We start from the raw sequence: 26,981 nt of genomic DNA on the forward strand, positions 1-26,981 counted from the left end.
CCTCAGCCACATACCTGGAGCATCGAAGAACATGACCCACCACCACGGACCGAACCGCCTTCTGCGGCCGCTTGCATTTGCAGCCGCCATCACCGCTTTTGCCGCCGCAGCCGCCTCGGCCGACGACGCCCGGCTCGACCTGGGCCGTCTCGCCTTCCACGAGGCCCAGGCCAACACCTTCACGCACAGCGCGCAGGACCGGGCCTGCCTGGCGATCGACTCGAAGGGCAACGTGCTGGTGGTGTGGGACAGCCGGCGGCAGGAGCTGTACTCCTACGGCGTGGTGGGGCAGTACTTCGATCCGCTCGGCCGGCCGATCGGCGGCGAGATGCGCATCAACGCTCATGCGCCGGGCATGCAGCACGAGTCCGCCGTCATGTTCGACGGCCAGGACCGCGCCTGGGTCGCGTGGGAATCCAACGATCAGGACGGCGACGCTTCGGGCATCTACCTTCGCGCCTTCAGCGCCAAGGACGGCGGCTTTGCGCCGGTCACCGAAGAGATCGCCGTCAACACGACGACGGTGGGCGCCCAGTGCGACCCGTCGATCGCGATCAACAGCAAGGGTGAAATCTGCGTCGTCTGGTGCAGCGCCGAAGTGGAAGGCCGCGCCGTTGCCACGGCCCGGCTGTTCGACTCGGCCGGCCAGCCCGCGAGTGAAGAGATCGTGATCGGCGCCTCCGCCGGCGGGCAGGATCGCCTTGCCACGGTCGCCGCGCTCTCTGATGGCCGGTTCGTCGTCGCGTGGGATCACGTGGACGGCAAGGGAGTTCCGACTGGTCTCGTGGCGCGGACCATTGCGGCCGGCCACGAGCCGGCCCTGGGCGCGGCCCAGCGTCTGACGCCTGAGCATGCCGGCCCGACGCACATCGAACCCGCGCTGGCCATCAACAGTCGCGATGAAGTCATCGTCACCTGGATGCGCCTGGGCGAAATGGCGCAGGGTTACGACGTGGTCGCGCGTCGCTTCGACGCCGACCTTCAGCCGATTTCCGGCGTGCAGATCGTCTCCGCATTCACCGGCGCCTGGCAGTCGGGCGCGGCGGTGACGGTCGCGGGCAATGACGATTTCGTGATCGCCTGGAACGTGGACGGCGATAAGCAGCCGGTCACGCCCGATCTGCGCGTGCCCACGCCCTCCACGCTGATGGCGCGCACGTATGACGCGGCCGGCGCGGCGCTGGGCGAGGCGCGAGTCGTGAAGCAATCGGAATACGGCAAGCACTCGCTCGCCGCCGCCTCCAACGCGCAGCGCATCGCGGCTTCAGACATCGGCACGCTGGCGTTCGCCTGGGACGGACGCGCCGGTGACGACGAGTCCGGCATCGGCCTGCTCGTCGCGGCTCCGGCTTCACTCGATCTTCCGGCCCCGCCCGCGGTTGAGCGGCTCGCGGCCGGGCACGAACTGACCGCTGACGACGTCACGGTCCCGCCGATCCGCACCGAGAACTGGAAGCCGCAGGAGCGCGAACTGTTCCCGGCCCTGGCGGGTCCGGATTTTGGCTTCCAGGCGTTCACGACCACCGAGTGGCAGCCGCCGGATCCTGATCTGGCCGTCGGACCCAACCACGTCGTGTGCGTCGTCAACATGCGCATCATGGTGCTCGACAAGGACGGCAACCAGATCTCCGAAGAATACCTCGAAGACTTCTGGGGCTCGTTGGGCGCGAACTACTTCGTCTTCGACCCCGTCGCTCAATACGACCACTACAGCGATCGCTTCGTCGTCGCCGCAGCCGAACACGAAGGCGGCAACTCGAGCCAGAGCCGCATGGACATCGCCGTGTCCAAGACGTCCAATCCCGCGGACGGCTGGCACAAGTATCGCTTCGCGCTCAATTCGATCGGATCGTTCGTTGACTTCGAAAACCTGGGCATCGGCGAGGATGCGTACTTCATCAGCGCCGACTACTTCGGCGGCGGCGGCAACAACATCCACATCTTTGAAAAGGCGCCGATGCTCGTCGGCAACCCGATCACGATGCGCTGGATCCGCACCGTCAACGACATCATCTCGCTCGCCAGCACCGACGACTTCGACGCGAATTCGCCGGCGCAGTACTTCGCGTCGAGCTTCGCCGCGGGCAGCAACCAGATCCGCCTGTACGCGCTGCGCAATCCCAACACGAACCCGACGCTGACGCAGTTCAATCTCACGGTGCCGGGCTTCTCGAACCCGCCCAGCGCGCCGCAGCGCGGCTCGTCGAACCGGCTGGCGACGATCGACCGCCGCATCAAGCACGGCGTGCACCGCGACGGCTCGCTCTACCTGGCGCACGCCACCGGCGAGAACAACATCGCCCGCGTCCGCTGGTACGAAATCGCAATGAACGGCTGGCCGACTTCGGGCCAGAACCCGACGCTCACGCAATCGGGCAATCTCGATCCCGGCGCGGGCCAGTACTCCTGGTTCGGCGACATCGGCGTCGATGCCGATGGCGACATGGTCATCGTCGCCAACCGCTCATCGACGGCCGACTACCCGTTCGTCTCTCGCTTCGTGCGCAAGGCCGGCGATGCGACCGGCACGTTCCGCGCCGAGTCGCGCCTCGTTGAGAGCACCGGCGCTCACACCGGCGGCCGCTGGGGAGACTACGCCGGCGTCGATGAAGATCCGGCCGAGCCCGGCGTCTTCTGGTCGCACCACGAGTACAACGAAGGCACGGGCACGAACTGGCGCACCTGGGTCGGCCGCGTCGACTCCGACCAGGCGCTCGTGCTCGAAGCGCCCACCGTGCTCACGCGCGGCAGCCTCGAGACGTTCACGACGCGCGCGGCCAAGCCCGGCGCCACCGTGTACGTCGTCTACAGCACGCGCGGCCTGGGCTCGACGTACGTGCCCGCGCTCGACGCCACGCTCAAACTCGCCCAGCCCAGACTCGCCGGCTCATCGATCGCCGACGCGTCCGGTGTCGCGACGCTGAACATGGTGATTCCCAACAACGCCCCGCGCGCGCCCGTGTGGATCCAGACGATCGAGAACCGCAACACGTCCAACGTGGTCGCGGCGACGATCAACTGATCCTCGCGACATCCTGCAGTTCATTCACCCGGCCGCGCTCCGCGCGGCCGGGCTGTTTTTTTCCACCCCCGCGTGGGCACGCGAGCAGCCCGGCTATGATCGCAGTGCCCCGCCGCGATTGCGGCCCGGCGCGTCTGACTCTGCCATTCCATCCGGGTGAAAGCCCGGGTGCGGAGATTGCCTCATGCTCCCCAAGCCGCCGCCGCGCCTCGGCCAACTCGGCTACCTCTACTTTCCGCCCTACCGCATCGAAGGCTACTCCATCGCCGGCGAAGCCACCGCCGTCATGGTCCCGGAGCTGGAGGTCTGCTTTGACATCGGCTTGTGCGCCCGGCCGATGCTCTCGGCCAAGTACGTCGCCATCACGCACGGACACATGGACCACGTCGCCGGCCTCCCGTACTACTTCAGCCAGCGCTGGTTCCAGGGCATGGGCATGGGCACGTGCGTGTGTGATCGGCGCATCGAGCCGGCGGTGCGCAACATGATGCTCGGCTGGGTGGACCTCGAACAACAGCGCACATCGCACGAGATCATCGGCCTGGCGCCGGGCGAGACGCACGAGATCAAGAACAACCTGTTCCTCGGGCCGTGTGAAGTGGATCACACCGTCCCGAGCGTCGGCTGGAGCGTCGTCGAGCGCCGCACGAAGTTGCGCGAGGAGTTCATCGGCTTGCCTCAGGAGAAGTTGCGCGATCTAAAGCTGGGCGGGACGGAGATCACGCGCGAGCTGCGCGTGCCGCTGGTGGCGTATATTGGGGACACGCTGCCGGGACCACATCTGCTAGCGGATGTCGTGCGCAAGGCGCGACTGCTCATCATCGAGTGCACGTTCTTCGAACCCGACCACAAGGAGCGCGCGGTCGTCGGCAAGCACGTGCACGTCGATGACATCGCCGAACTGCTCGAGCGCGTGCAGGCCGAAGCGGTGGTGCTGACGCACATCTCGCGGCGCACGAACCTCGGAGCGGCCAAGAAGATGCTGCACGATCGGCTCGGCGCGGAGGGCGCGCGCCGCGTGCACCTGCTCATGGATCACGTCGCCAATCGCGCGCGCTATGAGCAGCAGTGCGCCGAAGCAATCGAGAGCGAGTCGCGCTGAAAAACTTTTGCGTGTCTCACGGAAGTTGCCTGAATCGCGCGATTCGGGGTTGACAACCGCGCGAGGAAGAATTACCTTTGTCCCGTCCGACCGACGCCGGCAGTGACAGCGGCTCCGTTCAGTTTCGTGGTGGTGCAGCGCGGTCGGCGGTGGAGTTTTCCGTAACCAGACTTCCGTTCAGGAAAGTGTCAGCCCATGAACACTTCCCCCGATCCCATGATCCGGGACGAGATTCTTGCGCACCTTAAGCGGCACCATCCGGACCGATGCCGGCAGTGGTTTGAAGAAATCGAGATCGTCGATCTCGCCGCAGGTGTGCTCACGCTCAGCGCCGTTCAGCCCGTGCAGCTGCGCTACCTGCAGCGCGAGTGCGTCGAGATCTTCCGCGAGGCCGCGCAAAGCGTTACGGGTCGCTTGCTTAGCGTCGTGTTCATCTCGTCGGACGAAGCCGACCAGATGACGCCGGCGAGCGCCGGCGGTGTCGCCACGCTTTCGGTTCGCGCGCCCGTGGTCGTCGCGTCGGCGTCGGCGCCTGCGGCGCGGACCGCCATCACGGCGGTCAATGGCCGCGGCAACGGCCATTCCCGCCACCCCGTCGCCGCGGCGGCGGCGTTCGAAGACGAGCCCGCGCGCACGCCTGGCGCCACCGTCTGGGGCACACTCTACGACGAGATGGTCATCAACCCCGACTACTCATTCGAGACCTACATCGTCGGGCCCAACAACCGCCTCGCGCACGCGGCGGCCGTCGCCGTCTCCCAGCAGCCCGGCGTCGCCTACAACCCCTTCTTCATTCACAGCGGCGTGGGTCTGGGCAAGACGCACCTGCTCCAGGCCATCTGCCAGGCAATCCTCTCAAACAAACCCGACTGCCGCATCTACTACGTTTCCTGCGAAGGGTTTGTGAGCCAGTTCATGGAAGCGGTGCAGGCTGGCGAGATGCTCCAGTTCCGCCACAAGTTCCGCGACATCGACGTGCTCGTGGTCGATGACATTCACTTCCTCGCCGCGCACGAGCGCACGCAGGAAGAGTTCTTCCACACGTTTAACAGTCTCTGGCAGAGCCGCAAGCAGATCGTGCTCAGTTCCGATGCGGCGCCCAACGAAATTCCGAAATTGGAAGACCGCCTGCTCAGCCGGTTCAAGTCCGGCCTGGTCGCGCGCATGGACAAGCCCTGCTACGAGACGCGGCTGGCCATCCTGCGCATCAAGTCGCGGCTGCGCGGGCTCGTTCTACCAGATGATGTGCTCTGCTTCGTCGCGCACCACACGGACTCGAACATCCGCGTACTCGAGGGCGCGCTGACGCAGTTGCAGGCCACCGCCATGGCGATGAACCGCGAGATCGATCTCGAGCTGGCGCGCGAAGCGCTCGGCGACGCCCCCTCGCCGCTCACGCCCATTGTCAGCATCCAGGCGATCATCGCCGCGATCGCGCGACACTTTGAAGTCAAGCAGACGGACCTCTTCTCCAAGAGGCGCCACAAGTCGATCGCCCTGCCGCGACAGGTCGGCATGTACCTGGCCCGCTGCCACACCAGCCACAGCCTGCAGGAGATCGGTGGCTTCTTCGGCGGTCGCGACCACACCACCGTGATGCACGCGGTCGAGAAGATCAGCCGGATGCGCTCGACCGATCCTGCCATGGATCGCCGCCTCGACATGATCGAGCGCGACCTGGCCATCCGCTTGTCTTGAGCACCGTCATCCTGGCCGGGCCTTCAGCGCCACGTCGCCCATGATGAACCGCCCGCCATGTCGCGCATGCGATCCGGCAGGCGGATCCACTGAGCCAGCAGAATGGCGCTGCCCACCAGCGCGATGAGCAGATACGGCGGCCCGCCGAGCAGCGCCGCCACCGCGGCCAGGAGCGTCGGCGCCTGGATCAGTGCCGCAAAGGTGAGTACGGCGCCAGACACCTGCGATGTGACGACGACTTCGCCACGGCGAGCCTTCGCGTCAACGCGTCGCACGATGACCAGGCCGATGACGAGATTCAGAACCATCACAAGCACCGAGATCGCGCCGAGAAACACAGGGAGCGACTGGTTCGCGCCCATCAGCGGGCCGCGGCTGGCGCTCAGTCCCAGCACGATCGCGGCGAAGGTGAGCGCTCCAAGCGCCATGGCCCCGACAACCAGCCGCGCCTGCCGGATCGCCGCCTCGATCTGCCCGGTCCTGCTATCCGCCGCATCTTCAGTTATTTGCGTCTGTCCCGCCATGGTTACACCCCTCGATCAGCGAGGCTGACTGGCCCCGCTGGCGTCTCGCGCCGGATCAATTCAGCCTGACTGTCATTGTGCACAACTTGTTGGGAACGGCGCGCTGCACCGTGCCGACCCGACAGCCGACCGAGCGGGATGGCTTGCGGTCCACCATCGGCGAGCCGTTCATCCACGAAACTCCGTGGGGTTCGAGGCGCTGCCCGATGCTTCGCGCCAGCGACTTGACAGGCTATCCACAATCGTCCATTCATCGCAACTGGTGGCAAAAGCGGCACTTGCAGCCGGGGATGAGGTTGCTGTGCACTCATTAACAGGGTATTAAACGGAGATGAAGAGATATTTCTTCATCCTATCCTGGTCTTGGCGCCTCTGCCGGCTCGGCCCGCCGCACTTCCGGTCGGCCGCGTCCGCAGTGTTCGACCTCGCGCCGGTGCATGTGGATAACTGGTGGATGGCCTCAGGGGTTGGCATCGGGGGCAGAACGTCGTCGTCCGCTGGGCGACCACAAGATGTAGCAGCGGCTCACCGCATCCGCGGCAAGGCTCGCCGGCCCGGGCGTACGCGAGCAGGTCCGGGCGGTTGCGGCCGCCTCGGCCGTTGCCATCCACGTAGTCGCGCAGCGTCGTGCCGCCGGCACTGATCGATCGCCGAAGGGTGGTGCGGATCGCCTGGGCCAGTCGCCTTACCTGCACTGCATCCAGATCGCTGGCAGGGCAGAGCGGATGAATCTCCGCGCGGATCAGCGATTCATCAGCATAGATGTTCCCCACTCCGGCGAGCACCGCCTGGTCGAGCAGCGCCGCCTTGATCGCCCGTCGCGTACCCGCCAGGGCCGGTTTCAACTCCCGCTGACTGATCGCCAGAGCATCGGGCCCCAGCCGCGACCACGGGCCGGCCTGCACCGCCTCGAGCGATTCGAACGGCGTCAGCGCACCGAAGCGACGCGCATCGCGGAAGATGACCCGCTCGCCGTCTGGCTGGCCGTCGAGCAGCCAGGTGATGTGAACATGATCGCCGCGCCGCGGCTGCGCCCCGGCGCCGACGTACACCACCTGCCCCGTCATGCCCAGCTGGACCAGCAGCACGGCGCCGTCCTCGGCAATGATCGCCAGTTGCTTGCCGCGCCGCCGCAACTCGGCGACCCGCCGGCCCTCGAGCAGCAGACGCGGCAAGGCGTCGGCGGCGATCCTGCTCCCCGCGCGCACCACATCAGGGCGATGCACCAGGACGCGCTCGATCCGCCGGCCGAGCAGTCGTGGCGCCAGCGTCAGGCGCAGATGTTCAACTTCAGGCAGTTCAGGCATGGCAACAGGTGCAAAGGACGTGGGCGCTAACGGCGAGATTCGGCGGGGAGGTCATCAATGCTCTTGTCACCAAGAGTATCCACCGCGGTCCACTCCAGCGCGCGGCCCAGGGCGCTCTGGGCCTGCTCCCAGCCGATGAACTCCGGGTCGGCCGCCAGGCCGCGCAGAAGTTCGATCTCTCCCGGCCTCAGCGGCGTGAGCCGGCCGATGGACAGCGCCGCCTCCTGCCGCACCATGAGCGATTCATCGCCCAGCAGGCCCACAAGGATCCGCACCTGCAGCGGCTCATCCGCCCGGTAGCGGCCGATCTCGCTGGCCACTCGATACCGCACCTGCTCCACCGGCACCCGCGACGCAATCTCCAGGCTCGCAAGCACCTCGGGGTCGTAGGAGTCGATCGCGAGCAGCGCTTCCAGTGCGGCCACGCGCCGGTAGTCCATGACGCGCGGCTCGGTGAGCAGCAGTGTCAGGCGCGGCACGGCCGGGCGCGCCACCGGGCCAAGCAGCTGCAGCGCCCGCAGGGCCGCATCCATTCGACGGTCATCCGCATCGATCGCCGCGATGATCTCATCCACCGCCGGAGTGGCCGCAAGCCCAAGTCGCCCGAGTGCGCGAATGGCGTTGGCCCCCACCATGCTGGACGGGTCGTCGATGAGTTCGGTCAGCTTCGGCGCCGCCACCTCGGCCATGCTGCCGAACTTGCCCAGCACATCGCACACTTCCGATCGAACCTCAGCCCGCTCGTCGGCCAGCGCCTCGACCAGCGGCTCGATCGCATCGGGATGCAGCGGCCGAAGGAAGTCAAAAACCCGCGCCGCACGCGTCCGCACCGCCACGCGGCTGTCGCTCAAGCACCCAGCCACGCGCCGGGCGCAGCGGCCGGCATCGACGATGTGGTCCGCCCCGGCGATGAGCGAAAGCGCATTGAGCGACTCGATGCGAATCGTCGGATCCGCATCCTCCGTTGCCAGCAGCAGTGCCCGCTCGGCGACGTCATCGCGCAGACGCATGTCGGAGATGAGCTGCACCGCCCGCAGCCGGGTGGGGCGACCGGCTTCGATGATCGCCGCGCAGCGGTGCGCAAAGAACCGGCCGTACTCGGAGATCTCGCGGTTGTGGCGGCGGAACCACTCCGGGTTCGATGCGTTCACCCGGGCGTCCGCCTCGTCGAGCACCCATGGGTTGTCGGTCCAGGGCATGACGATCATCAATGCGGTGGTGGGGATCAGCGCCGTCCAGCCCTGCTCCTGCACCCGCGGCAGGACCGCCAGCGTCGAGCCGCACACGATCAGCAAAGCGCCCAGCAGGGCCTGCATGCGGTAGCGGCGCGTGCGCAGGAGGTTGCGCTGCCTCCGGGCGTCGTGGCCGCACTCGGGACACACAAACCCCCGGCTGCCGGTCATGTCGTACCAGCAACTCGGGCACCGCGGCCGCCCGCGCGAGCGGTCGGCAAAGCCGGCCCGGTAGAGGACGAGCACGCCGACGGCGCCGAGCAGCGCTGCGACGAGAAAGAGGATGACACAGGCGAGCACGGACAATCGTAGGAGCCGGCCGCGAAAGCCGGTCCGGGGCAGCGTCCAGGTAGCGAGCTGGTCAGATCGACGACATCACCTTGTCCGCCAGCCCGGCGGGGATGTACTGAGCGGCGAGCCCATCGCAGTTCACCGGTTGCGTGCCTCAAACCACGAGAAATCCACCCTGATCAAGTGTCGTTATGGCGCTTTGTTCTCGACGGTGTGGCGTTCCGCAGGTACGTTGGAGCCGCGTTACTGCATGCTGTCGCCCATGGCGCGGGGTGGCCGCGGGTCGCAGGGGCTACTGGCGCCGTTCTCAGTCGGTGTTGCGGTGGATGGAGTCGTCATCTGTCGATGGCGAATTTGTCGCCGCCCTCTTCGAAGGAGGCGTCCTATGAGACGTCCTTTCAAGCGCGTTCACAGTGGATTCTCGACCATCTCGCTGCTCGGAGCCAGTACAATCTTGCTGGCGGCTGCGGGCGAAACCGTTTGGCACGTCAACTCGGCGGCCACTTGGGAGGGAAGGTGGGCCGCACCGACAGTCGGGGTGGAAGCCGCTGCTGCCGCCGTGTCGGCGGGCAGCGCGGAAGCGGAGAGCGAGATGCTGACCACGCCGATCTTCAAGCCGTTCGTGCCTGTGCGCATTGCGCCGCCCAGCGGCTATTCCTCCGGCGAAGTGATGGCGCTCAACGAAGCAGGGCAGGCGGTCGGCTGGATGTGGAACGACTCCGCCGAAGTCGAGTACCCGTTCTTCTTCGATCCTGCGGGTGGCGTCACGATGCTCGACCTGCCCACGGGCGCCGATGCCGGCGGAGCGCTGAGCCTCAACAGCGACGACCCGCCGATGATCGTCGGCTATGCGCACGACACCACGCTCGACGAGGATTTGGGCGCGGTCTGGTCATCCGATGGCGACTTCGACGGCTACATCTTTGATGTCGAGACCCCGATCCACGGCAACGGAGTGAACGCCTCCGAGCGGATCGCCTGCAACTACAAGGATTCAGGCGACAATCATTCGCTCGTCTGGGAAGACGAGTACAACTACTGGAATCCGGCTTCGACCACATCGAGCGCCGCCTGCGGAGTCAACTCGAGCGGCAAGGTCGTCGGCTGGCACCTCGTGAGCAGCGTGTCGCACGCGTACACCTGGGTGCCCGATACGCTGACGGACATTCATCCGAACCCGTTTGACGCCAGCGGCGCGCTTGCCATCAACGATGGCGGTTACATCGGGGGTTGGGTGGATGACGACGGCGAATTTCTGGCGGCGCTTTGGACGCCGCTGACACCGGGCGTGTACACCGTCGAGCCGTTCGCCGCGGGGGCGGATGCCGCAGTGATGGACCTCAACGACGAGGGCGAGATGGTCATCATGCGCACCGACGGTACGGCCGGTGTGGCCATCTGGAACAAGCGCGGCAGCATCAACAGCGCTGACCTGCTTGACAGCATCACCCTGATGCGCGGTGCGACGGATGTGATCGCCTCCGGCCGGGCCATCAACAACGCCGGCTGGATCGGCGGCAGTTACAAAGCGGGCGGCACGGGCGACCCGCTGCCGTGCCTGGTGATTCCGTATGACGTAGACAACAACGGCGAGCCGGACTACCGCGAGATTCTCGACGATCCGGAGAATCTGGACAGCAATGACAACTGGCTTCTTGACTGGGCTGAGAACATGCGCGTCGGCTTGCACTCGCCCAATTCATCAGCGGACCCCGAAGGGGCTATCGATCCGGCTCAACTCGTGCGCCTGGGCGTGAACGTCGGACCGGCAGGCATTGAAGACCGGCCGGAATCAATCGCCGGCGAGTACTGGGTCGAAGACATTCTGCATCCGGAAGTGGATGACTGCGCTTCATGCACTGGATTCCATACTGCCGTGACCAGTTGGGGCACGGGCGAGGGCCGCGCCAACGAGAATCTGACCTCGGAGATCCTGATTCGGGTGCACTCGATGATGGGGCCGGAGGAGTTCGGCGACAGCGAAGCCCTTCCCGACCCCGAAGCGCCGCAGGAGAAGCAGGCGGCGCTCGATGATCTGCGGCTCTTCGCGTACCGATTCGCGCGCTGCATTGACTACCTGCAATGGGGCAACGAATCTTTCGGCGGGGCGCGGGGCTATCGGTTCCGCGAGGATGAGTTCGATTGTGATTCATTCGATGAAGGTACGTTGTTTCAGTATCTGCCGGCCAACTGCAAGGCGCTCGCGGTGAGTGCGGTGCAGGACTGGCAGGCGGAGATGCTGTGGGCGGCGCTGGAAGGATCGGCCCTGGCCGGTCGGCCGCTGCGGATGACCAGTTGCGGGATCAGCGATGGCAACGTGTACAACGGATACGAGGCCCAGGACCCGAATGACGCAGGTCGTTACCTGACGACCAAGGTGGCTGACTGGTGCAACTCCAACCAGGCATACTTCTCGATGCATGTGCATTACAATGAGGCGCAGCCGGCGCTGGACGCCATTCAGCGCCTGGTGGATGAGACGGGCGCGCCTTGGGACGTGCCGAACTGGCGCATCTCGACGGAAGTCGGGGCTATGGCGGACTTTCAGAATGATGACTGGTGGCTTGAGGAAGTCGATCCGTTCGGCGTCACCAACATCCAGATCCACCAGATGTTCTTCTGGGGCACTACGAATCCACCGACGGGAGAGAGTTGGGAAGATTTCATCAACCGCTGGGAGTCTGACGCAGACCGTTGGAATCCCGTCGGATTGGAGGCCGGCTTCCGCATCGACGATCTCTTCGGCGAGTTCAATGATGCGGACTTCGTCGGACTGTGCTGGTCCACGCTCCAGTGGGACAAGGGATCAGTCGGACAGCCCAGCCGCTTCCTCGTCGAGGGACTTCGCGCCACCCAGGTGCGCAACGACGAGGATCTGTTCGAGTCAGGCAACTACACGAACCGCTACACTCCGATCATGGAGGCGTATGAGACGACGGGCGCGACCTACAAGATCGCCAACTTCGCGCCCCATGCATTCGGGTGCGATGAGAGTGAAGTCTGCCCCGGCTGCGGCGGGCAGTGAGTGACTCTCTCTGTCTGGAGCGGCGAGAGCCGCTCCAGACCATTGCGTTCACTTTTTTGAAAGGCCCGCCACCATGCGACAAATGCGGTTTGGAACCGTTATCCAGTTATCAATTCTCATGATCTGCTCTTCCGTGTTGTCTCAGGAATACCGGTATGCGACGATCCAATTGCGTTCACAGAACGAATCACTGGCATCTGATGTCGCCGACGGGCTAAATCTGTTCGGGGATACCGTTGGGCAAGCGCCCTTGGAGAGCTTCTGGCTTCCTCGACCGGCTCTCTGGCCGCGAGATGGTGGCGTCATCGACCTCGGAACGCTCGGCGGCGACCTGGGCAGCGCCAGAGACATTAATGAAGTCGGCGAGGTCGTGGGCTCGTCCGGCTTCGAACCGGGTGGAAGCATCTTCGTCGGCCATGCGTTCTTGTGGCGCAATGGAATCATGATCGAGCTTGGGACGTTGGGGGGTGAGTCCAGCGGGGCCGGCGCGATCAACAATCAGGGCCAGATCGTCGGAGACTCGGAGTACGAGTTCGGGAACTATGCAGATCGTGGGTTTCTTTGGGAGAACGGTGTAATGACCGCGCTCCCGGCAGCGCCGCCTGAGCTTTACTCGAGGGGCGCAAATGATATCAACGAGAAGAGCGAGGCGATTGGTTATGGCGGGGGGTTTGACCTTCAGGTAAATGCCCTGCTGTGGCGCAATGGCGAGATGATCGACCTGGGTTCACTCTCGGGCCAAGGAAGTCGCGCCGAAGCGATCAATGACCTCGGCCAGATTGTGGGTCGGTCAGAAGCGGCCAATGGCAACGGGCATGCAGTGGTGTGGATCGACGGTCGCATCATTGACATTCACGATGGACGATACGGTGCATACAGCTGGGGCCAGGATATCAACAATGCCGGCCACGTCATTGGCGCGATCGGCGACTTCGCTACCACGCGCGAAATGTTCATCCGCGAGTCTGGCCATCCCATGCGCCTGCTCAAAGACCTGATGCCGCCGCGCACCCGTGAAGACTGGCGGCTCGATCGTGGCCATATCAATGACGCCGGACAGATGTCCGTCGCGGCGAACATAAGGGGAACCCTTGATTACTTCGCGCTCCTGCTCACGCCCGTCGATCCCTCGCTGGACCTCGCCGCCCCCGCGCCCGGCCGCGCCGGCGAGGCGAACGCCCTCAGCGTGACCAACGCGACGCCAAGCGCACGGGTCGTATTTCTCTACAGCAAACACGGCGGGGGCACGCGCATCCCCGGCTGCGACCTCCAGCAGAACGCGCTGCAACTCGATCAGCCAACCATCATCGGCAGCGCCATCGCCGACGGCAACGGCGTGGCCGCCATCACCCGCACCGTCCCCCTCGTCGCCCGCGGGCAGACCATCCTCTTCCAGGCCGTCGTCCAGAACGAGTGCGCGATCAGCCAGTTGGTGGTGCATGAGTTTGAGTAGAGGCCAGGCATGAAGAGAGGCATTAGGCACTAGGCACTGGGCATTAGGGGAAAGGCATCAAGGCATCAAGGCATCAAGGCATCGAGACAGGAGCCGGTGGGCCCCATGCCGCCCGCCGCGGCTGGCGCTGTTCAGTTGGAACAACCCGGCCCCGACAGCGGTTGAGAGAGAGCGAACCTGTGCGGCAAACCCGCAGGGATGCAGGTTTTTGGCGCCTGTGGCCGCGCCGCCGCCCGGGTCAATCGCGAAAGGGGAGTCGGGTCATGCAGCATCTCAGATTGGTGGGGCGGGTGGGCGCGGGGTGCAGCGCCCTCGTCATCGCGGCCGCGTTCACGGTCTCGGCGGCGGCTCAGCAAGGCGTGCAGGTCAACCTCGACGCCAACGGGATGAACATCCCCGGCGATGCGGCCAACGAGCCGAGTTTCGCCATCGACCCGACCAACCCCCTGCACCTCGTCGCCGGCTGGCGGCAGTTTCCCACCATCAACTCCGACGCCCGCTACGCCGGGGTCGCGGTGAGCACCGATGGCGGGCTGTCGTGGTTCAATGAAGGCACGCTGCCTCCGCCGCCCGATGCGCCCAACGCACAGCAGTCTGACCCCGTGCTCGCGGTCGATTGGAACGGCGTGTTCTTTTACAACAGCCTCATCTTCCGAGGCAACCACCTCGGCGTGGCAACGTACCGCAGCGACACGGGCGGCTTCTCGTGGGAGGAGCCAGTGTTCATGCGCAACAGTTCCGCCGACAAGAACTGGTACGAGATCGACTACCTCTCCGGCCACCACTACGGCATCTGGCAGTTCCCTGGCGAGTTTGCCCGCAGCACCGACGGCGGGCAGACCTGGAGCCGCTGGGACGTGGGCGCGAGCATCTTCGCGCACATCGGCATCGGGCCCGACGCCGAGGTCTACATCGGCTGGTGGGAGAACGCGGGCGTGAAGGTGCGGCGCTCCGACAACGCGGGCGATCCAAACGCGACGCCGAGTTTCACGCCTGAGGTCACGGTGCCGCTGGGCGGCATGGTCTGGCAGCCGCCGGTCAACCCGGACGGCGGGGCGAGCCAGGTGTGGATCGCCACCGATCATCGTGACGGGCCGCAGCGCGGCTGGGTGTACGTGCTCAGTTCATCCGAGACTTCCAACGACGTGGCCGACGTCATGTTCTCGCGCAGCACCGATCGCGGCCAGACGTGGAGCGCGCCGATCCGCGTCAACGATGATGCGCCGGGCCAGGATTACCAGTGGATGGCGGCGATGTCGCTCGCGCCCGGCGGCCGGCTCGACGCGGCGTGGTTTGACACGCGCGACGACCCCGGGCACCGTCTCTCGCGCCTCTATTACGCGCACTCGTATGACGGCGGCGCGACGTGGTCGCCCAGCCGCGCCGTGGGCGACCAGTTCGACTCGCGCGTCGGTTGGCCGCAGCAGCGCAAGATGGGCGACTATTTCCACGCGCGCTCGGACAACGGTTCGATGAGTTTCGTGCACGCGGCGACGTACAACGGCGAGCAGGACATTTACTACCGCCGCCTGCACCCGATGGTGCTCGAATCGACGGACCTCTTCGCCGGCCAGCCGGCGCAGTTCAGCGTGAGCGAGTGCCGCCCGGGCGAGCGCGTGTGGATCGTCTACAGCCTGGCCGGCGCGGGCTACACAGACGTGCCGCAACTGGATGTGCCGGTGAATCTCGCCCAGCCGCGCCTGGCCGTCGGGCCGCGCGCGGCGGACGCCAACGGCGATGTGTCTTGGATGGTCACCATGCCGCCGCAGTCGCGCGGCCAGCACATCTACTTCCAGGCCATCCAGCGGCAGAACGCCAGCAACGTGCTCGAAGCCGACGTGCAGTGATCCAAGGTGAAGTGAATCGGGCAACTAGAGAGGACGAGGGGGAGACATGCGCACATCACCACGAACAGCGCTGCGCCGGGCCGGTGCGGCGCTGCTGTTGACGCTGCCAGCGCTGGGTTCATCGGCGCTCGCGCAGCGCGGCGTGCAGATCAACACCGACGCCCTGGGCAACGACATCATCGGCGATGCGGCCAACGAGCCGACCTTTGCCGTCAGCCCTGTCGATCCTGATCGGCTCGTTGTCGGCTGGCGCCAGTTTCCGACCATCAACTCCGACTCGCGCTACGCCGGGTACGCGTGGTCGAGCGACGGCGGGCTGACGTGGACCAACGGCGGCACGCTTGCCGGCCCGCCGGGCTACCAGAACCCCGAACAGTCCGACCCGCTTGTCAAGGTCAACGCGCAGGGCGTTTTCTATTACTGGAGCGAGGTCTTTCGGCCCAACTACGCACAGTGGATGTACCAGTCCGCCGACGGCGGGCAGACGTGGTCCGTGCCGGACCCCATCGAAGATCCGACCAGCGGCGACAAGCCGTGGCTGGCCATCGACAACACGGGCGGGATGGGAGACGGGCACCTGTACGGCGGATGGAATCACTTCACCCTCGGGGGCTACTGCTATGTCGAGTCCACCGACGGCGGCCACACGTGGACGCCAAGCAAGCGCATCGCCGACGCCGGCGGCACGCAGTGGATGCTGCACATGGTCGTAGGCCCCGAGGGCGAGGTGTACGCCGGCTGGAAGAACTACAACCAGAACGCGATCCTCATCACCAAGTCCACCAACGCCAAGGACCCCAACGTCACCACGACCTTCGACGCCTTCGGCGCCGGCGGGCGCGATGGCCTTGATATCCGCATCGACGCCGCGAACGACCCGGGCAACGTGCCCGTGAACCCGACCGGCTTTCACCAGTTGTTTCTCGGCGTCGATTCATCCGGCGGGCCTCGCCGCGGCTGGGTCTACGCCCTCTGGCCCGACGACCGGCGCGATGGCGCGGATCTCTCGTTTGCGCGCAGCAGCGACGGCGGCTTCACGTGGGAGACGGGCATTCGCGTCAACGACGACGGGCCGGGCGCGCTGCAGTGGATGCCGGCGATGAGCGTCGCGCCCAATGGCCGCATCGACGTTTTCTGGTTCGACACGCGTAACAGCAGCGGACATCCCGTGCCGTGGTCGCAGCTCTTCTACACCTTCTCGACCGACGGCGGGTCAAATTGGGCGCCGAATCGGCGACTCTCGGACGCGTTCGATACCACGCTCGGCTGGCCGCAGCAGCAGAAGATCGGCGACTACATGGAGAGCGTGTCAGACGATCGCGGCGCGGGGGTCGTCTATCCGGCGACGTTCAACGGCGGGCAGGATCTCTGGTTCATGCGCCTCGAACCGTTCCAGGTGAATGTGAGCGCGCTCGTGGCCGGTCAGCAGGGCAGCGCGAGCGTGGCCGGGGCGCGGGCCAATGAGAGCGTCTGGCTCGCCGCGACTCTGAGCGGCCTGGGCAGCACGTACGTTGCGCAGCTCAACGTAACGCTCAGTCTCGACCGCCCGTTCCAGGTCGGCTCGATGAAGACGACCGACGCGAGCGGCGCGGCGCAGTGGAGCCTCCCCGTGCCGCGCCTGGCCGCCGGCCGCACCCTCTGGTTCCAGGCCGTCCAGCGCGAGAGCACGAGCAACGTCGCCCAGGCGGTGGTGGAGTAAACCTCAACAGACGAGGAGTTTGAAGATGATCCGGATGGAACAGAATCGCGCTGCAGCCGCCACTTTGCTTGTCGCTCTCACGGGCGCCCTTTGCGCCTCAGGCGCGATCGGGCAGCAGGGCGTGCAGATCAACATAGACGGGCAAGGCTTCAACATCCCCAACGACGCGGCGAACGAGCCGAGCTTTTCCATCGATCCGCTTCACCCCCAGCACATGGTTGTAGGATGGCGCGAATTCCCCACCGTCAATTCGAATTCGCGGTATGCCGGCTATGCCGTGACGACCGATGGCGGCCTCACGTGGTACAACGGAGGAACGCTTCCCCCACCCGACGGCTCACCCAACGGCGAGCAGTCCGACCCGGTCATCGCCGTCGATAATGACGGCAGGTTCTTCTACAACAGCCTGCTCTTCACGGGTGGGCAACTCGGCATCCTGATCTACAACAGCGATACGGGCGGCTATTCATGGAACGACCCGCTCTACCTGTTCACGGGGTTCGCCGACAAGAACTGGTACACCATCGACCGCAGCGGCGCAAGCCGACATCACTATTGCAGTTGGGGGAACACCACGATCTACGTCTCGCGCAGCATCACCGAGGGAGCGACCTGGCAGACGCCGCAGCCGCTCGGCGCAGGCATCCGCTCCTATATGGAAACGGGATTGAACGGCGAGTTGTACCTGGCGTGGTGGGACTACAACGCGCAGCGCGTCGCATTTCGAACTTCCCGCAACGCAAGCGATCCAAACCAGACTCCGACGTGGAGTCCGGAAGTGCGGCTGCCGTTCGGGCGCATGCCTTCGGGTCTGCGCATCAACCCGGGCGGTGGGTCAGGCCAGGTCTGGATCATGGTTGACACGAGCGACGGCCCGAGTCGCGGCAACGTGTACGCCTGTTCATCATCGGTCCCCGCCAATGATGTCTGCGACGTCATGTTCGCTCGCAGCACCGACGGGGGGCAGACCTTCAGCACTCCCATCCGCATCAATGACGATCCGCCGGGCCAGGACTATCAGTGGATGGCGAGTATCTCGATCGCGCCCTCCGGCCGGCTCGACGCGACGTGGTTCGACACGCGCGATGACCCCAATCACTTCATCTCCCGCCTCTACTACTCGTACTCGTGGGATGGCGGCCTCACCTGGTCTCCCAACCGCGCCGTCGGCGATCCGTTCGATCCTTCGCTCGGCTACCCGCAGCAGAACAAGATCGGCGACTACTTCCAGTGCCAGTCCGACAATGGCTCGGTCAGCGTGATTCACCCCGCCACGTTCAATGGCGAGCAGGACATCTACTACCAGCGCCTGCACCCGATGGTGCTCGAATCATCGCCGCTCCGCGCCGGCGAGCAGGCGCAGTTCGCCGTGAGCGAAGCGCGGCCCGGCGAGCAGGCCTGGGTCGTCTACAGCCTCACCGGCCGCGGCTACACGAACATCGGCATGCTCGATGTCCCCGTCAACCTCGCCCGGCCGCAACTCGGCGCCGGCCCGCGCCTGGCCGATCAAAGCGGCAACGTGATGTGGACGGTCACGATGCCGCCCCAGTCACAGGGGCGAACCGTGTGGTTCCAGGCCATCCAGCGCGAGAACGCGAGCAACGTCATCGAGGCGGTGGTGGAGTAGCTCGCGGAGTGACGGCAGATCAAGGTGCTTTTCTGCTTGCACCAGGGCGAGAAACGCGTTACCTTGACCATGCCGTCGCGTCCGCCGCGCGATGAAGCACCGTCCGCACCAGTGAAAGTGAGGTAGCCGTGCGCCAGACCACCAATTTGTGCAGAATGACTCTCATGATGCTCGTTGCCGCTCTCGCCGCGACGCCGGGGCTGGCCCAGCGCGGCGTGCAGATCAACACCGATGCGCTCGGGATGAACATCCCCGGCGATGCGGCGAACGAGCCAAGCTTTGCGATTGACCCGACGGATCCTCAGCACATGGTGGTGGGGTGGCGGGAGTTTGCAACCAACACCTCCGACTTTCGGCTGGCGGGGTACGCGGTTACGCTCGACGGAGGGCTGACGTGGTACAACGGCGGCACGCTCGAGCCGCCGGAAGGATCGGGAAACGCGAATCAGACCGATCCCGTGGTCAAGTTCGATCGCAACGGCATGGTCTATTACAACAGCATGATCTACCGCTCGACGCGCGACGGGCAGACGGTGTATCGCAGCACGGATGGCGGTTTTACGTGGGAGACGCCCAATTACATCCGTGAGAATTGCTTCTGCGACAAGAACTGGTACGCCATCGATGATCTGAACGGATTCCACTACGGCATCTGGCAGATCCCCGGCGAGTTTGCCCGCTCAATCGACGGCGGCCGCACGTGGAATTCGTGGAGTGTCGGTGCATCCGTATTCGCGTTCGTGAATCCAGGTCCCGACAGTGAGGTCTACATCGGGTGGTGGGGAAGCGGAGTAGTGCTTCGTCGATCAGATAACGCTCGCGACCCGAACGCGACACCGACGTTTACCGCCGCCATCAGTATTCCCCTGGGTTCCGGTCTGTGGTATTCGCCGCTCAACCCGGATGGGGCGGCCAGCCAGATCAACGTCGTGGTGGATCATCGTGACGGCCCGCAGCGCGGCTGGGTATACATGCTGAGTTCTGCAGTTCGAACGGACGACGTTTGTGATGTGATGTTTGCTCGAAGCACTGATGGCGGTCGGACATTCAGCACACCGATGCGCGTGAACGACGACCCGCGTGGGCCGGATTACCAATGGATGGCTGCCATGTCCATGGCGCCCAGCGGTCGCCTCGACGCAGTCTGGCTCGATACGCGCGACGATCCGAACCACTTCATCTCACGTCTCTACTACTCGTATTCATGGGACGGCGGATTGACGTGGTCGACCAACCGTCCAGTCGGCGATCCCTGGAATCCGTCGCTGGGCTGGCCCGGCGGTCAACGCAAGATCGGCGACTACTTCCAGTGCCAGTCCGACAACGGTTCGGTGAGCGTGATTCACCCCGCCACGTTCAACGGCGAGCAGGACATCTACTACCAGCGCCTGCATCCGATGGTGCTCGAGACTTCGCCGCTCCGCGCCGGTGAGCAGGCGCAGTTCGCCGTGAGCGAAGCGCGGCCCGGCGAGCAGGTCTGGGTCGTCTACAGCCTCACCGGCCGCGGCTACACGAACATCGGCATGCTCGATGTCCCCGTCAACCTCGCCCGGCCGCAACTCGGCGTCGGCCCGCGCCTGGCCGATCAAAGCGGCAACGTCATGTGGACGGTGACGATGCCGCCACAGTCGCAGGGGCGAACCGTGTGGTTCCAGGCCATCCAGCGCGAGAATGCGAGCAACGTCATTGAAGCGGTCGTCGAGTAATGCGTTGGTCCAGCGCTGGCGCACGCCGGGGCCCGTCATTCCTGCGCAGGCAGGAATCCACGGGCGTGCAATGGTCGTCAGTAGCCGGGTGTGAAGCGAGTCTTCGAGTGCCACGCGGCCCTCATTTTCCGGCGCGGAACTCGTTGTTCATCAGTAGTACGACTTCGTCGGTGATATCGACGGCCTGCGCGTGTGAGTAAAGCACCTGTCGCCGGTTCATGATGTTGGCAGCCTCTTCGGGCCTCGTGTCTTCGATGGGCCTGCTTCGCGAATCGTCCAACAGAACAATTTGCCACCCGTCACGCTCGGCGATCCGCCCGACTGCGGTGGTGATGCTGTTGTAGAGACGGATGCGCCGCTTGGCCTGCTCAGATTTCAGTTTGTTCTCTGCGAACGCCTTCCACGCGTTGAAGTTCAGGAGTTGAAGATTGAACTCCTCCCGCGCGCGCTGTCGAGCCGGGCCGCCTTCAGGCAACACCTGGATGCTCTCATTCAGTTCAGTGAGCGCTTTTTGCATCTCACTGCCTTGCCGCTGAAGGTCGCCATCGAGCGCTTTCAATTCGGCGAGCATGTCTTTCCAGAGATCGATCTTGTCGGCTACGGCCGTCCAGTCCACGACTGCGACCGCCGTTGGAGCAGCGGGCTTGCGGGACAGTGCAGAAGCTTGCACGCTCGCAAAAAGCGCGATGCCGATACCCATGAGCGCAAGAAGCACGGCGGCGTGTCGTCTGAACCAGAAGTTCATGAGCGGGTCTCCTTTTAAAGTGGCGATGCTGTGCGCATCAGCATAGCCGCCGCATTCGGTGGGCAGACCCGAGGTCGTGAGATACATTTGCGATGACTTCGGCGAAGGCTGGTGTCCGGCGGATACCGCTTCCTCACCCTTCGATGGACTCCGGGTACTGCGGACTGGCGCGGCTCGTGTCAGCTTGCGGCTTCGTCATTCCTGCGTAGGCAGGAATCCACGGGCGTGCAACGACGTTCGGTTCATCAATGGGTGGCGAGCGCTCAGGCACGTTCGTCTGGATGCCTGCCTGCGCAGGCATGACGAGGAGCGCTGCGCCACGCGCCGTCTACCGCCGCTTGCCGCGGCCTTTCTGGCGTTTGCGCGCCTTGGCCTTGGGGCTCTCGGTGTGGGTCGAGCCTTTGGTCTTGAACATGCCCGCCAGAGCGCCCGCACCGCCGCGGCCGCCGCCGGTTCCCGCCGCCTGGGCCGCGGCCATCTGTCTCATCGCCGCGAGTTTGCCCTTGCCGCCCGCACCGCTCATGGTCTTGCTCATCTTGTTGACCATGTCGAACTGCTTGCCGAGGCGCGCCACATCCTGCAGCGACGAGCCGCTGCCCTTGGCGATGCGCTGCCGGCGCGAGTTGTTGAGCACGTTCACATCGCGCCGCTCCTCTTTGGTCATCGAGTTGACGATGCCCTCGAGGCGGTTGAGCTGCCGATCATCGACCTGCACTTCCTTGAGCATCGAGCCCACGCCCGGCAGCATGCCCAGCAGTTGCTTGAGCGGGCCCATCCGCCGCAGCATGCGCAACTGGCCGAGGAAGTCATCCATCGTCAGTTGGCCCTTGCTCATCTTCTCCTGCAGGTCTTCGGCTTCCTCTTCGGAAACCTCCATCTGCGCGCGCTCGACGAGGCTGAGCACATCGCCCATGCCCAGGATGCGCCCGGCCATGCGTTCGGCGTGAAATTCTTCGAGCGCATCGAGATGCTCGCCCACACCGATGAACTTGATGGGCGCGCCGGTGATTTCCTTGACGCTCAGCGCCGCGCCGCCGCGCGTGTCCGAATCAAACTTGGTCAGGATCACGCCGTCGATCGCCAGCGCCTCGTTGAACGCCTTGGCCGAGTTGACCGCGTCCTGCCCCGTCATCGCATCGACGACGAGGTAGATCTGGTGCGGCTGTACGGCGGAGTTGACCGCGCGCAGTTCGTTCATCAGATCGTCATTGACGTGCAGGCGCCCGGCGGTGTCAAGGATGAGCACATCCACGCCGGTCTTACGCGCCGCGGCCAGGGCGCGCTCGCACACGCCCACCGCCACGCCCACCGCCTTGCCGTATGCAGCGCACTTGTCAGGCTCGGCGTAGAAGTGGATCGATCCTTCGCCGCGGATCTTCTCCTGCACCTGCTTTGAGACCGTCTGCAACTGCTCGACGGCGGCGGGCCGCTGCAGGTCGGCGGCGGCGAGCATGACGCTCTTGCCTTTGCGGCGCAGGTGGCCGGCGAGCTTGCCGCACGTTGTCGTCTTCCCGCTGCCCTGCAGGCCGCACATCATGATGACCGTCGGCGCGGGCGAAACGAACATGATGCCCGGCTCGACCGGCCCCATCAGTTCGACGAGGCGCTTGTGGACGATGCCGATCATCTCCTGGCCGGGCTTGAGGCTCTTGGTGACCTCTTCGCCCAGCGCATCTTCCATGACCTCGTCGCAGAACTTCTTGACCACGTCATAGTGGACGTCCGCCTCGAGCAGGGCGGTGCGGACTTCGCGCATGGCTTCCGAGACGTTCGCCTCAGTGATGCGCCCGCGCCCGGACAGTTTCCGGAAAGTTTCGTTGAACCGTTCGCTCAGGGTTGCGAACATATTGGAGTAACTCCTACGGACAGGAGGACTTAGCTGGTCGCCAACGCGGTCTGACGGGGCCCGACAAGGGCTCGCCGGACGATCGCGGGCAGGATGATAGGCCCTGGCGGGCCCGTTCCGACCGGTTTCGCGGCCCTGGGCCGTTCGCGGGTGGAATTATGAGAAGGGAATCCACGCCCGGCGGCCGCGCCGGGCAGACTGCGGCACGTCCGAAATGGCGTTCGAGAGGGCGCCACGGCGCGTCAAGGCCGGTCATCGGCGCCGGCTGCACCGTCGCCGCGCCCGGCCAAAGGCGCCATCTCGCTGGACAGACCCGGTTCATGGTGTAGTCTAGTTGTGGGCGGCGCGAGCCCACCGAGCACAGCCTTTTACAGCGCCGCCCGGTTGGAAAATGGAAGAGTGAGGAGAAAGTGTCATGAACACCAAAACTATCAGTGCGCTCGCAGCGATCGCCGCCGCGGCTTCAGCATTCAGTGCCGCCCGCGCCGATCTCATTCACGACGGCGGATTCGAGCTGAGCACCGCGCCCGGCCTGCGCCTGCCCACCACCATGAACACCTGGTCAGGCGACGTCGCCGAAGTCACCACCGCCGCCGACGGGATCATCCCGTTCGAAGGCGCGCAGATGATTCACTTCATGTATTCCACGCCGCGCGGCCCCTACGGCGACATCATCGGCAGCGAACTCTGGCAGATCATCGATGTCAGCGAATATCGCCAACTCATCGACGCCGGCACCGCCGCCGCCACCGCCACCGGCTGGTTCAACCGCGTCGGGGGCGAGGATCCGCTCATCGACACCCAGTTCTCCATCGTTCTCTCGGCCTACGCCGGCGAGCCGATCGACTTCCCCTCGATGTGGAAGCAGAGCGAACTCGCGCTGACCGAGGGCTTCGCCTACACCGACGGCGATATACGCACCTGGCAGATGGCCACCACTTCGATGATGATTCCCGTCGAGACCGATTTCCTCGTCTACCGCATCACCGCGACCGAGAACGTTTTCGACGACGCGAGCGGCATCGAGTTCCACGGCCACTACGGCGACGCGTTCGAACTGAGCATCACCGAAGTGCCCGCCCCGGCGAGCCTGGTCATGATGCTCGGCGGCGCGCTGACCATCGGCGCCCGTCGCCGGCGCAGCGCGTGATTCTCCTCGCGCCGCTTTGAAATGAAATGAACAGCCCACCCTCATCGCGAGGGTGGGCTGTCGTTTGAACGCACGTTCAGGCAGCGTTCAACTTACGGATGCTGCACCACGTTGGTGAGGTTGCAGCCCGGCAGGTCGTGCATCTGCATGAAGCCGAGGCACGCACCCGACTGCGACTGCCCGCTGCGGCTGCCGCTGCCGTTGCTTCCCGACGGGAAGGTGGACACCAGGCGAATGCTCTGGCTGCCCAGGCCCAGCACCGTGCCCTGGCACGGTCCGAAGGGAATAACGAACGAGCCGGTGTTTCGCGCGTAGATGAGCGCGACGGTCGAATTCGGCGTCGCGTTCTCCCACGTCACGGTCACGAGGCCGGGGCACACGCCCGTCGCCGTCAGCGTGAACGGCAGCGAGGTGGCTCGATAGCCCAGGTCCATGCGCGTCGCGGTGGTCGGCGAGGTTGAGTTGCCAAAGCGCGTCGAGTTGTATGCGCGCGACGATTCGCTGCTTCCGCTCGCTCGCGAGACGGCCGTATCGACGCCCGAACTGTTGACGGAAACGATCTCGACGAGCAGGTTTCCGTTGTTGGGGTTGTAGGTAAACGTGTTGCGGCCGAAATCGAAGAACATGCTGTGCTCGATCGAGCCGTTGCTCATATAGGTGCGCTTGGTGGCGCTGCCGGAATACAGCGTCGTCATGGCGCCGTTGCGGTTGTTGGCCAGGACCGCGTCGAGGCCGCCCTGGTTCGTGTCAACACCCGGGATCTTGTTCGTGTATCCCATGCGGATGGTGATGCTCGAAGTCGCGGTGTCACCGATCAGGCTCGTGTTGGGCGCGAAGCCGATGGACTCCATGGTGACCGGGCCGCTGAAGAGGCCGCTGTCGAAGACCTGGTGCATCGTGCACGTGTCGCCGTCGCCGAAGGGAATGAAGTTGTACGCCGCGTGCGCGCCGGTGGGCAGGATGCCGCCGGGGTTGATGCGGTAGTGAACCGAGCCGTTGAACACGCGGTTGGCGAACGTGGTGCCGAACGGATAGGTCTTGCCCACGCCGCGGTCTTCCCAGCGGATGTTGGCGTCCTGGTAGGCGCCCAGCGGGCCGTTGCTGTACGACAGCGAACTGCCGTCGGTGCGGGTGATGTAGATGCCCACGGTCTGATTCTGCGCGAGGGTGAGGCTGCCGACGTTGATGCCCGTGGGTTCGCCGACGGGCGAAGTCGTGATGTTCGAGTGCGAGCCCAGCAGCGTCCAGGCGCCGGCGTTGGTTTCCTTGCCGACGTAGGAAGTCTTGTTGGTGACGTAGTAGACCTCGATGCTGGCCGGTCCGCCGCTGCGGTCGTTGAAGTCGAAGGCGGTGATGGTGATGCCCAGCGAATTGAGGCAGGTGATGTCGAACATGGCGCCGTTCTGGCCGTTGCCGCCCTGCCACGTCGAGCCGAGGCTGCGGCGCGCTGTGCCCGTCAGCGCCTTGGAGGCGTTGATGCGCCCGTAGCCGAACGTATTCGAATTGCCGACGTTGTCGCAGGTGCCCTTCATGAGGTTCTCGATGTCATCGGGCGTGAAGGCGGGGTTCTGCGACCAGATCAGCGCCGCCAGTCCGGCCGCGCAAGGAGAGGCCATGCTCGTGCCGCTCATCGTCTCGTAGGCGTCGTCGCCGGTGCGAGACAGCGAGAGGATGTTGCTGCCCGGGGCGAAGAGATCGACGTACAGGCCGTAGTTCGAGAAGCTCGACTTGCCGTCGGTCTCGTTCGTCGAGCCGACGACCATGACGTCATCCGCGTCGCGATTCGAGCCGTTCATGGCCTGGTTGCTGTTACCCGCGGCCCAGAAGACGAGGCCGCCGTTGCCCTTGATGACGGTCGCCGCCGCGCGCACTGACGCGTTGTCAACGCCGCTGTAGGAGACGTTGATGGCCCGGTCGCCCTGTTCGGACGCGGTGACGGCCGCGTGGTTGAGCACGTCGATGCTCGAGTTGCCGTTGGAGAGGTTGCTCACCTTGAGGATGCGGTGGGCATAGTTCCAGCCCACGCCGGCGACGCCGCGCGCGTTGTTGCCGTGGGCGGCGGCGATGCCCGTCGTGTGCGTGCCGTGGCCGTGGATGTCGGTGATGTTGCCGCCGTTGCCTTCCCACAGTTCATCCACGGCGTTGTAGCCTTCCTTGCGCAGCGCCGGCAAGTCGAGGTGCGAAGTCCGCAGGCCCGTGTCGCAGATGGCCACGGTGATGCCGTTGAAGCCCGTGTTGTAGTTCCACGCGCTGGTCGCCTGGATCTTGGTCATGTTCCACTGCTCGCCGAAGCGCGTGTCGTTGGGCGTGACCAGGGGATAGCACGTCCAGTTCGGCTCGACGAACTCGAACATCCCCGTGTTCATCAGGCGCTGCGCGACGGCGTTCTCCGTCTCGCCCTGGGGCACTTCGATGACGTACCAGTCCACCGCCGGGCGATACTTGACGATCGTGTAGTCCGCCTCGAGCAGCCGGCGGGCGGCGTCGGACTGCATGACCTGCCCCTGCACGGGCCGGGCGATCATCTGCCCAGAGAACTCGAGTTCGCCGGGCTGTTCCACGAAGACGCGCGGCTGGTTGCCGCTTTCATTGCCTGTGCCCGCCATCGCCATCGTCGGCAGCAGCGCCGCAGTCAGCGCGAACGCCGCACTGCACTTCCTGATTGAAAACATGCTCATTCCTCCTTCTGAAGAATTCACTCCATCAC

16 protein-coding genes are annotated in these 26,981 nt (G+C 65.2%); 10 read left to right on the plus strand and 6 right to left on the minus strand.

What is annotated here, in order from left to right:
• Positions 1-31: 31 nt before the first annotated feature.
• The 3 genes from IT430_11605 (at position 32) to dnaA (ending at position 5,822) form a co-directional block, all read left to right on the plus strand.
• Positions 32-3,022: a hypothetical protein gene (locus IT430_11605; protein MCC6908581.1), complete on the plus strand. Its 2,991-nt coding sequence runs from the start codon at positions 32-34 to the stop codon at positions 3,020-3,022.
• A gap of 184 nt (positions 3,023-3,206) precedes the next feature.
• Positions 3,207-4,124 carry an MBL fold metallo-hydrolase gene (locus tag IT430_11610; protein MCC6908582.1) on the plus strand — a complete coding sequence of 306 codons (918 nt, stop codon included), beginning with the start codon at positions 3,207-3,209 and terminating at the stop codon, positions 4,122-4,124.
• Positions 4,125-4,319: 195 nt separating this feature from the next.
• On the plus strand, positions 4,320-5,822 hold the full coding sequence (gene dnaA / locus IT430_11615; GenBank protein ID MCC6908583.1) for a chromosomal replication initiator protein DnaA: 1,503 nt from the start codon (positions 4,320-4,322) through the stop codon (positions 5,820-5,822).
• A gap of 23 nt (positions 5,823-5,845) precedes the next feature.
• Here the strand turns inward: dnaA and IT430_11620 are convergent, their stop codons facing one another.
• The 3 genes from IT430_11620 to IT430_11630 form a co-directional block, all read right to left on the minus strand.
• Positions 5,846-6,346: a hypothetical protein gene (locus IT430_11620; GenBank protein ID MCC6908584.1), complete on the minus strand. Its 501-nt coding sequence runs from the start codon at positions 6,344-6,346 to the stop codon at positions 5,846-5,848.
• A gap of 347 nt (positions 6,347-6,693) precedes the next feature.
• Positions 6,694-7,653 carry a bifunctional DNA-formamidopyrimidine glycosylase/DNA-(apurinic or apyrimidinic site) lyase gene (gene mutM / locus IT430_11625; protein ID MCC6908585.1) on the minus strand — a complete coding sequence of 320 codons (960 nt, stop codon included), beginning with the start codon at positions 7,651-7,653 and terminating at the stop codon, positions 6,694-6,696.
• A 26-nt stretch (positions 7,654-7,679) separates the two neighbouring features.
• Positions 7,680-9,185, minus strand: coding sequence for a HEAT repeat domain-containing protein (locus IT430_11630; protein ID MCC6908586.1), 1,506 nt, complete (start codon positions 9,183-9,185; stop codon positions 7,680-7,682).
• A 583-nt stretch (positions 9,186-9,768) separates the two neighbouring features.
• On the opposite strand from IT430_11630, the gene IT430_11635 reads away from it, so the two are divergent.
• The 6 genes from IT430_11635 (at position 9,769) to IT430_11660 (ending at position 20,533) form a co-directional block, all read left to right on the plus strand.
• Entirely contained in the window at positions 9,769-12,201 is a 2,433-nt protein-coding gene (locus IT430_11635) for a hypothetical protein (GenBank protein ID MCC6908587.1), read from the plus strand.
• Positions 12,202-12,283: 82 nt separating this feature from the next.
• Positions 12,284-13,654, plus strand: a complete 1,371-nt coding sequence (locus IT430_11640) for a hypothetical protein (protein MCC6908588.1) — start codon at positions 12,284-12,286, stop codon at positions 13,652-13,654.
• A 263-nt stretch (positions 13,655-13,917) separates the two neighbouring features.
• Positions 13,918-15,501 (plus strand): exo-alpha-sialidase, encoded by a 1,584-nt coding sequence (locus tag IT430_11645; GenBank protein MCC6908589.1) that lies wholly within the window; start codon positions 13,918-13,920, stop codon positions 15,499-15,501.
• A gap of 46 nt (positions 15,502-15,547) precedes the next feature.
• Positions 15,548-17,200 carry an exo-alpha-sialidase gene (locus tag IT430_11650; protein ID MCC6908590.1) on the plus strand — a complete coding sequence of 551 codons (1,653 nt, stop codon included), beginning with the start codon at positions 15,548-15,550 and terminating at the stop codon, positions 17,198-17,200.
• A 25-nt stretch (positions 17,201-17,225) separates the two neighbouring features.
• A complete protein-coding gene (locus IT430_11655) occupies positions 17,226-18,827 on the plus strand; it encodes an exo-alpha-sialidase (GenBank protein ID MCC6908591.1) in 1,602 nt (533 codons plus the stop codon).
• A gap of 164 nt (positions 18,828-18,991) precedes the next feature.
• A complete protein-coding gene (locus tag IT430_11660) occupies positions 18,992-20,533 on the plus strand; it encodes an exo-alpha-sialidase (protein ID MCC6908592.1) in 1,542 nt (513 codons plus the stop codon).
• A gap of 121 nt (positions 20,534-20,654) precedes the next feature.
• Here the strand turns inward: IT430_11660 and IT430_11665 are convergent, their stop codons facing one another.
• Together IT430_11665 and ffh are read right to left on the minus strand one after the other, a co-directional pair.
• On the minus strand, positions 20,655-21,365 hold the full coding sequence (locus IT430_11665; protein ID MCC6908593.1) for an OmpH family outer membrane protein: 711 nt from the start codon (positions 21,363-21,365) through the stop codon (positions 20,655-20,657).
• A gap of 241 nt (positions 21,366-21,606) precedes the next feature.
• Complete coding sequence (ffh, locus tag IT430_11670; protein MCC6908594.1) at positions 21,607-23,124, minus strand: signal recognition particle protein; 1,518 nt, start codon at positions 23,122-23,124, stop codon at positions 21,607-21,609.
• Positions 23,125-23,539: 415 nt separating this feature from the next.
• Here ffh and IT430_11675 point away from each other — a divergent pair, with 415 nt between their 5' ends.
• Entirely contained in the window at positions 23,540-24,274 is a 735-nt protein-coding gene (locus tag IT430_11675) for a PEP-CTERM sorting domain-containing protein (GenBank protein ID MCC6908595.1), read from the plus strand.
• Between the two features lie 92 nt (positions 24,275-24,366).
• On the opposite strand, the gene IT430_11680 is transcribed toward IT430_11675, so the two are convergent.
• Positions 24,367-26,946, minus strand: a complete 2,580-nt coding sequence (locus IT430_11680; GenBank protein ID MCC6908596.1) for a S8 family serine peptidase — start codon at positions 26,944-26,946, stop codon at positions 24,367-24,369.
• Positions 26,947-26,981 lie beyond the last annotated feature (35 nt).

It is taken from the genome of Phycisphaerales bacterium, assembly GCA_020852515.1.
In the GTDB taxonomy this organism is placed as follows: Bacteria; Planctomycetota; Phycisphaerae; order Phycisphaerales; family UBA5793; genus UBA5793.

Excerpts from the sequence above, each read along its gene's own strand:
- mutM (MCC6908585.1), bottom strand. The coding sequence starts at position 7,653 with ATGCCTGAACTGCCTGAAGTTGAACATCTGCGCCTGACGCTGGCGCCA.
- IT430_11680 (MCC6908596.1), bottom strand. The coding sequence starts at position 26,946 with ATGTTTTCAATCAGGAAGTGCAGTGCGGCGTTCGCGCTGACTGCGGCG.
- IT430_11610 (MCC6908582.1), top strand. The coding sequence starts at position 3,207 with ATGCTCCCCAAGCCGCCGCCGCGCCTCGGCCAACTCGGCTACCTCTAC.
- IT430_11650 (MCC6908590.1), top strand. The coding sequence starts at position 15,548 with ATGCGCACATCACCACGAACAGCGCTGCGCCGGGCCGGTGCGGCGCTG.
- IT430_11675 (MCC6908595.1), top strand. The coding sequence starts at position 23,540 with ATGAACACCAAAACTATCAGTGCGCTCGCAGCGATCGCCGCCGCGGCT.
- IT430_11640 (MCC6908588.1), top strand. The coding sequence starts at position 12,284 with ATGCGGTTTGGAACCGTTATCCAGTTATCAATTCTCATGATCTGCTCT.
- ffh (MCC6908594.1), bottom strand. The coding sequence starts at position 23,124 with ATGTTCGCAACCCTGAGCGAACGGTTCAACGAAACTTTCCGGAAACTG.
- IT430_11620 (MCC6908584.1), bottom strand. The coding sequence starts at position 6,346 with ATGGCGGGACAGACGCAAATAACTGAAGATGCGGCGGATAGCAGGACC.
- dnaA (MCC6908583.1), top strand. The coding sequence starts at position 4,320 with ATGAACACTTCCCCCGATCCCATGATCCGGGACGAGATTCTTGCGCAC.
- IT430_11665 (MCC6908593.1), bottom strand. The coding sequence starts at position 21,365 with ATGTATCTCACGACCTCGGGTCTGCCCACCGAATGCGGCGGCTATGCT.
- IT430_11655 (MCC6908591.1), top strand. The coding sequence starts at position 17,226 with ATGATCCGGATGGAACAGAATCGCGCTGCAGCCGCCACTTTGCTTGTC.
- IT430_11645 (MCC6908589.1), top strand. The coding sequence starts at position 13,918 with ATGCAGCATCTCAGATTGGTGGGGCGGGTGGGCGCGGGGTGCAGCGCC.
- IT430_11660 (MCC6908592.1), top strand. The coding sequence starts at position 18,992 with ATGATGCTCGTTGCCGCTCTCGCCGCGACGCCGGGGCTGGCCCAGCGC.
- IT430_11605 (MCC6908581.1), top strand. The coding sequence starts at position 32 with ATGACCCACCACCACGGACCGAACCGCCTTCTGCGGCCGCTTGCATTT.
- IT430_11635 (MCC6908587.1), top strand. The coding sequence starts at position 9,769 with ATGCTGACCACGCCGATCTTCAAGCCGTTCGTGCCTGTGCGCATTGCG.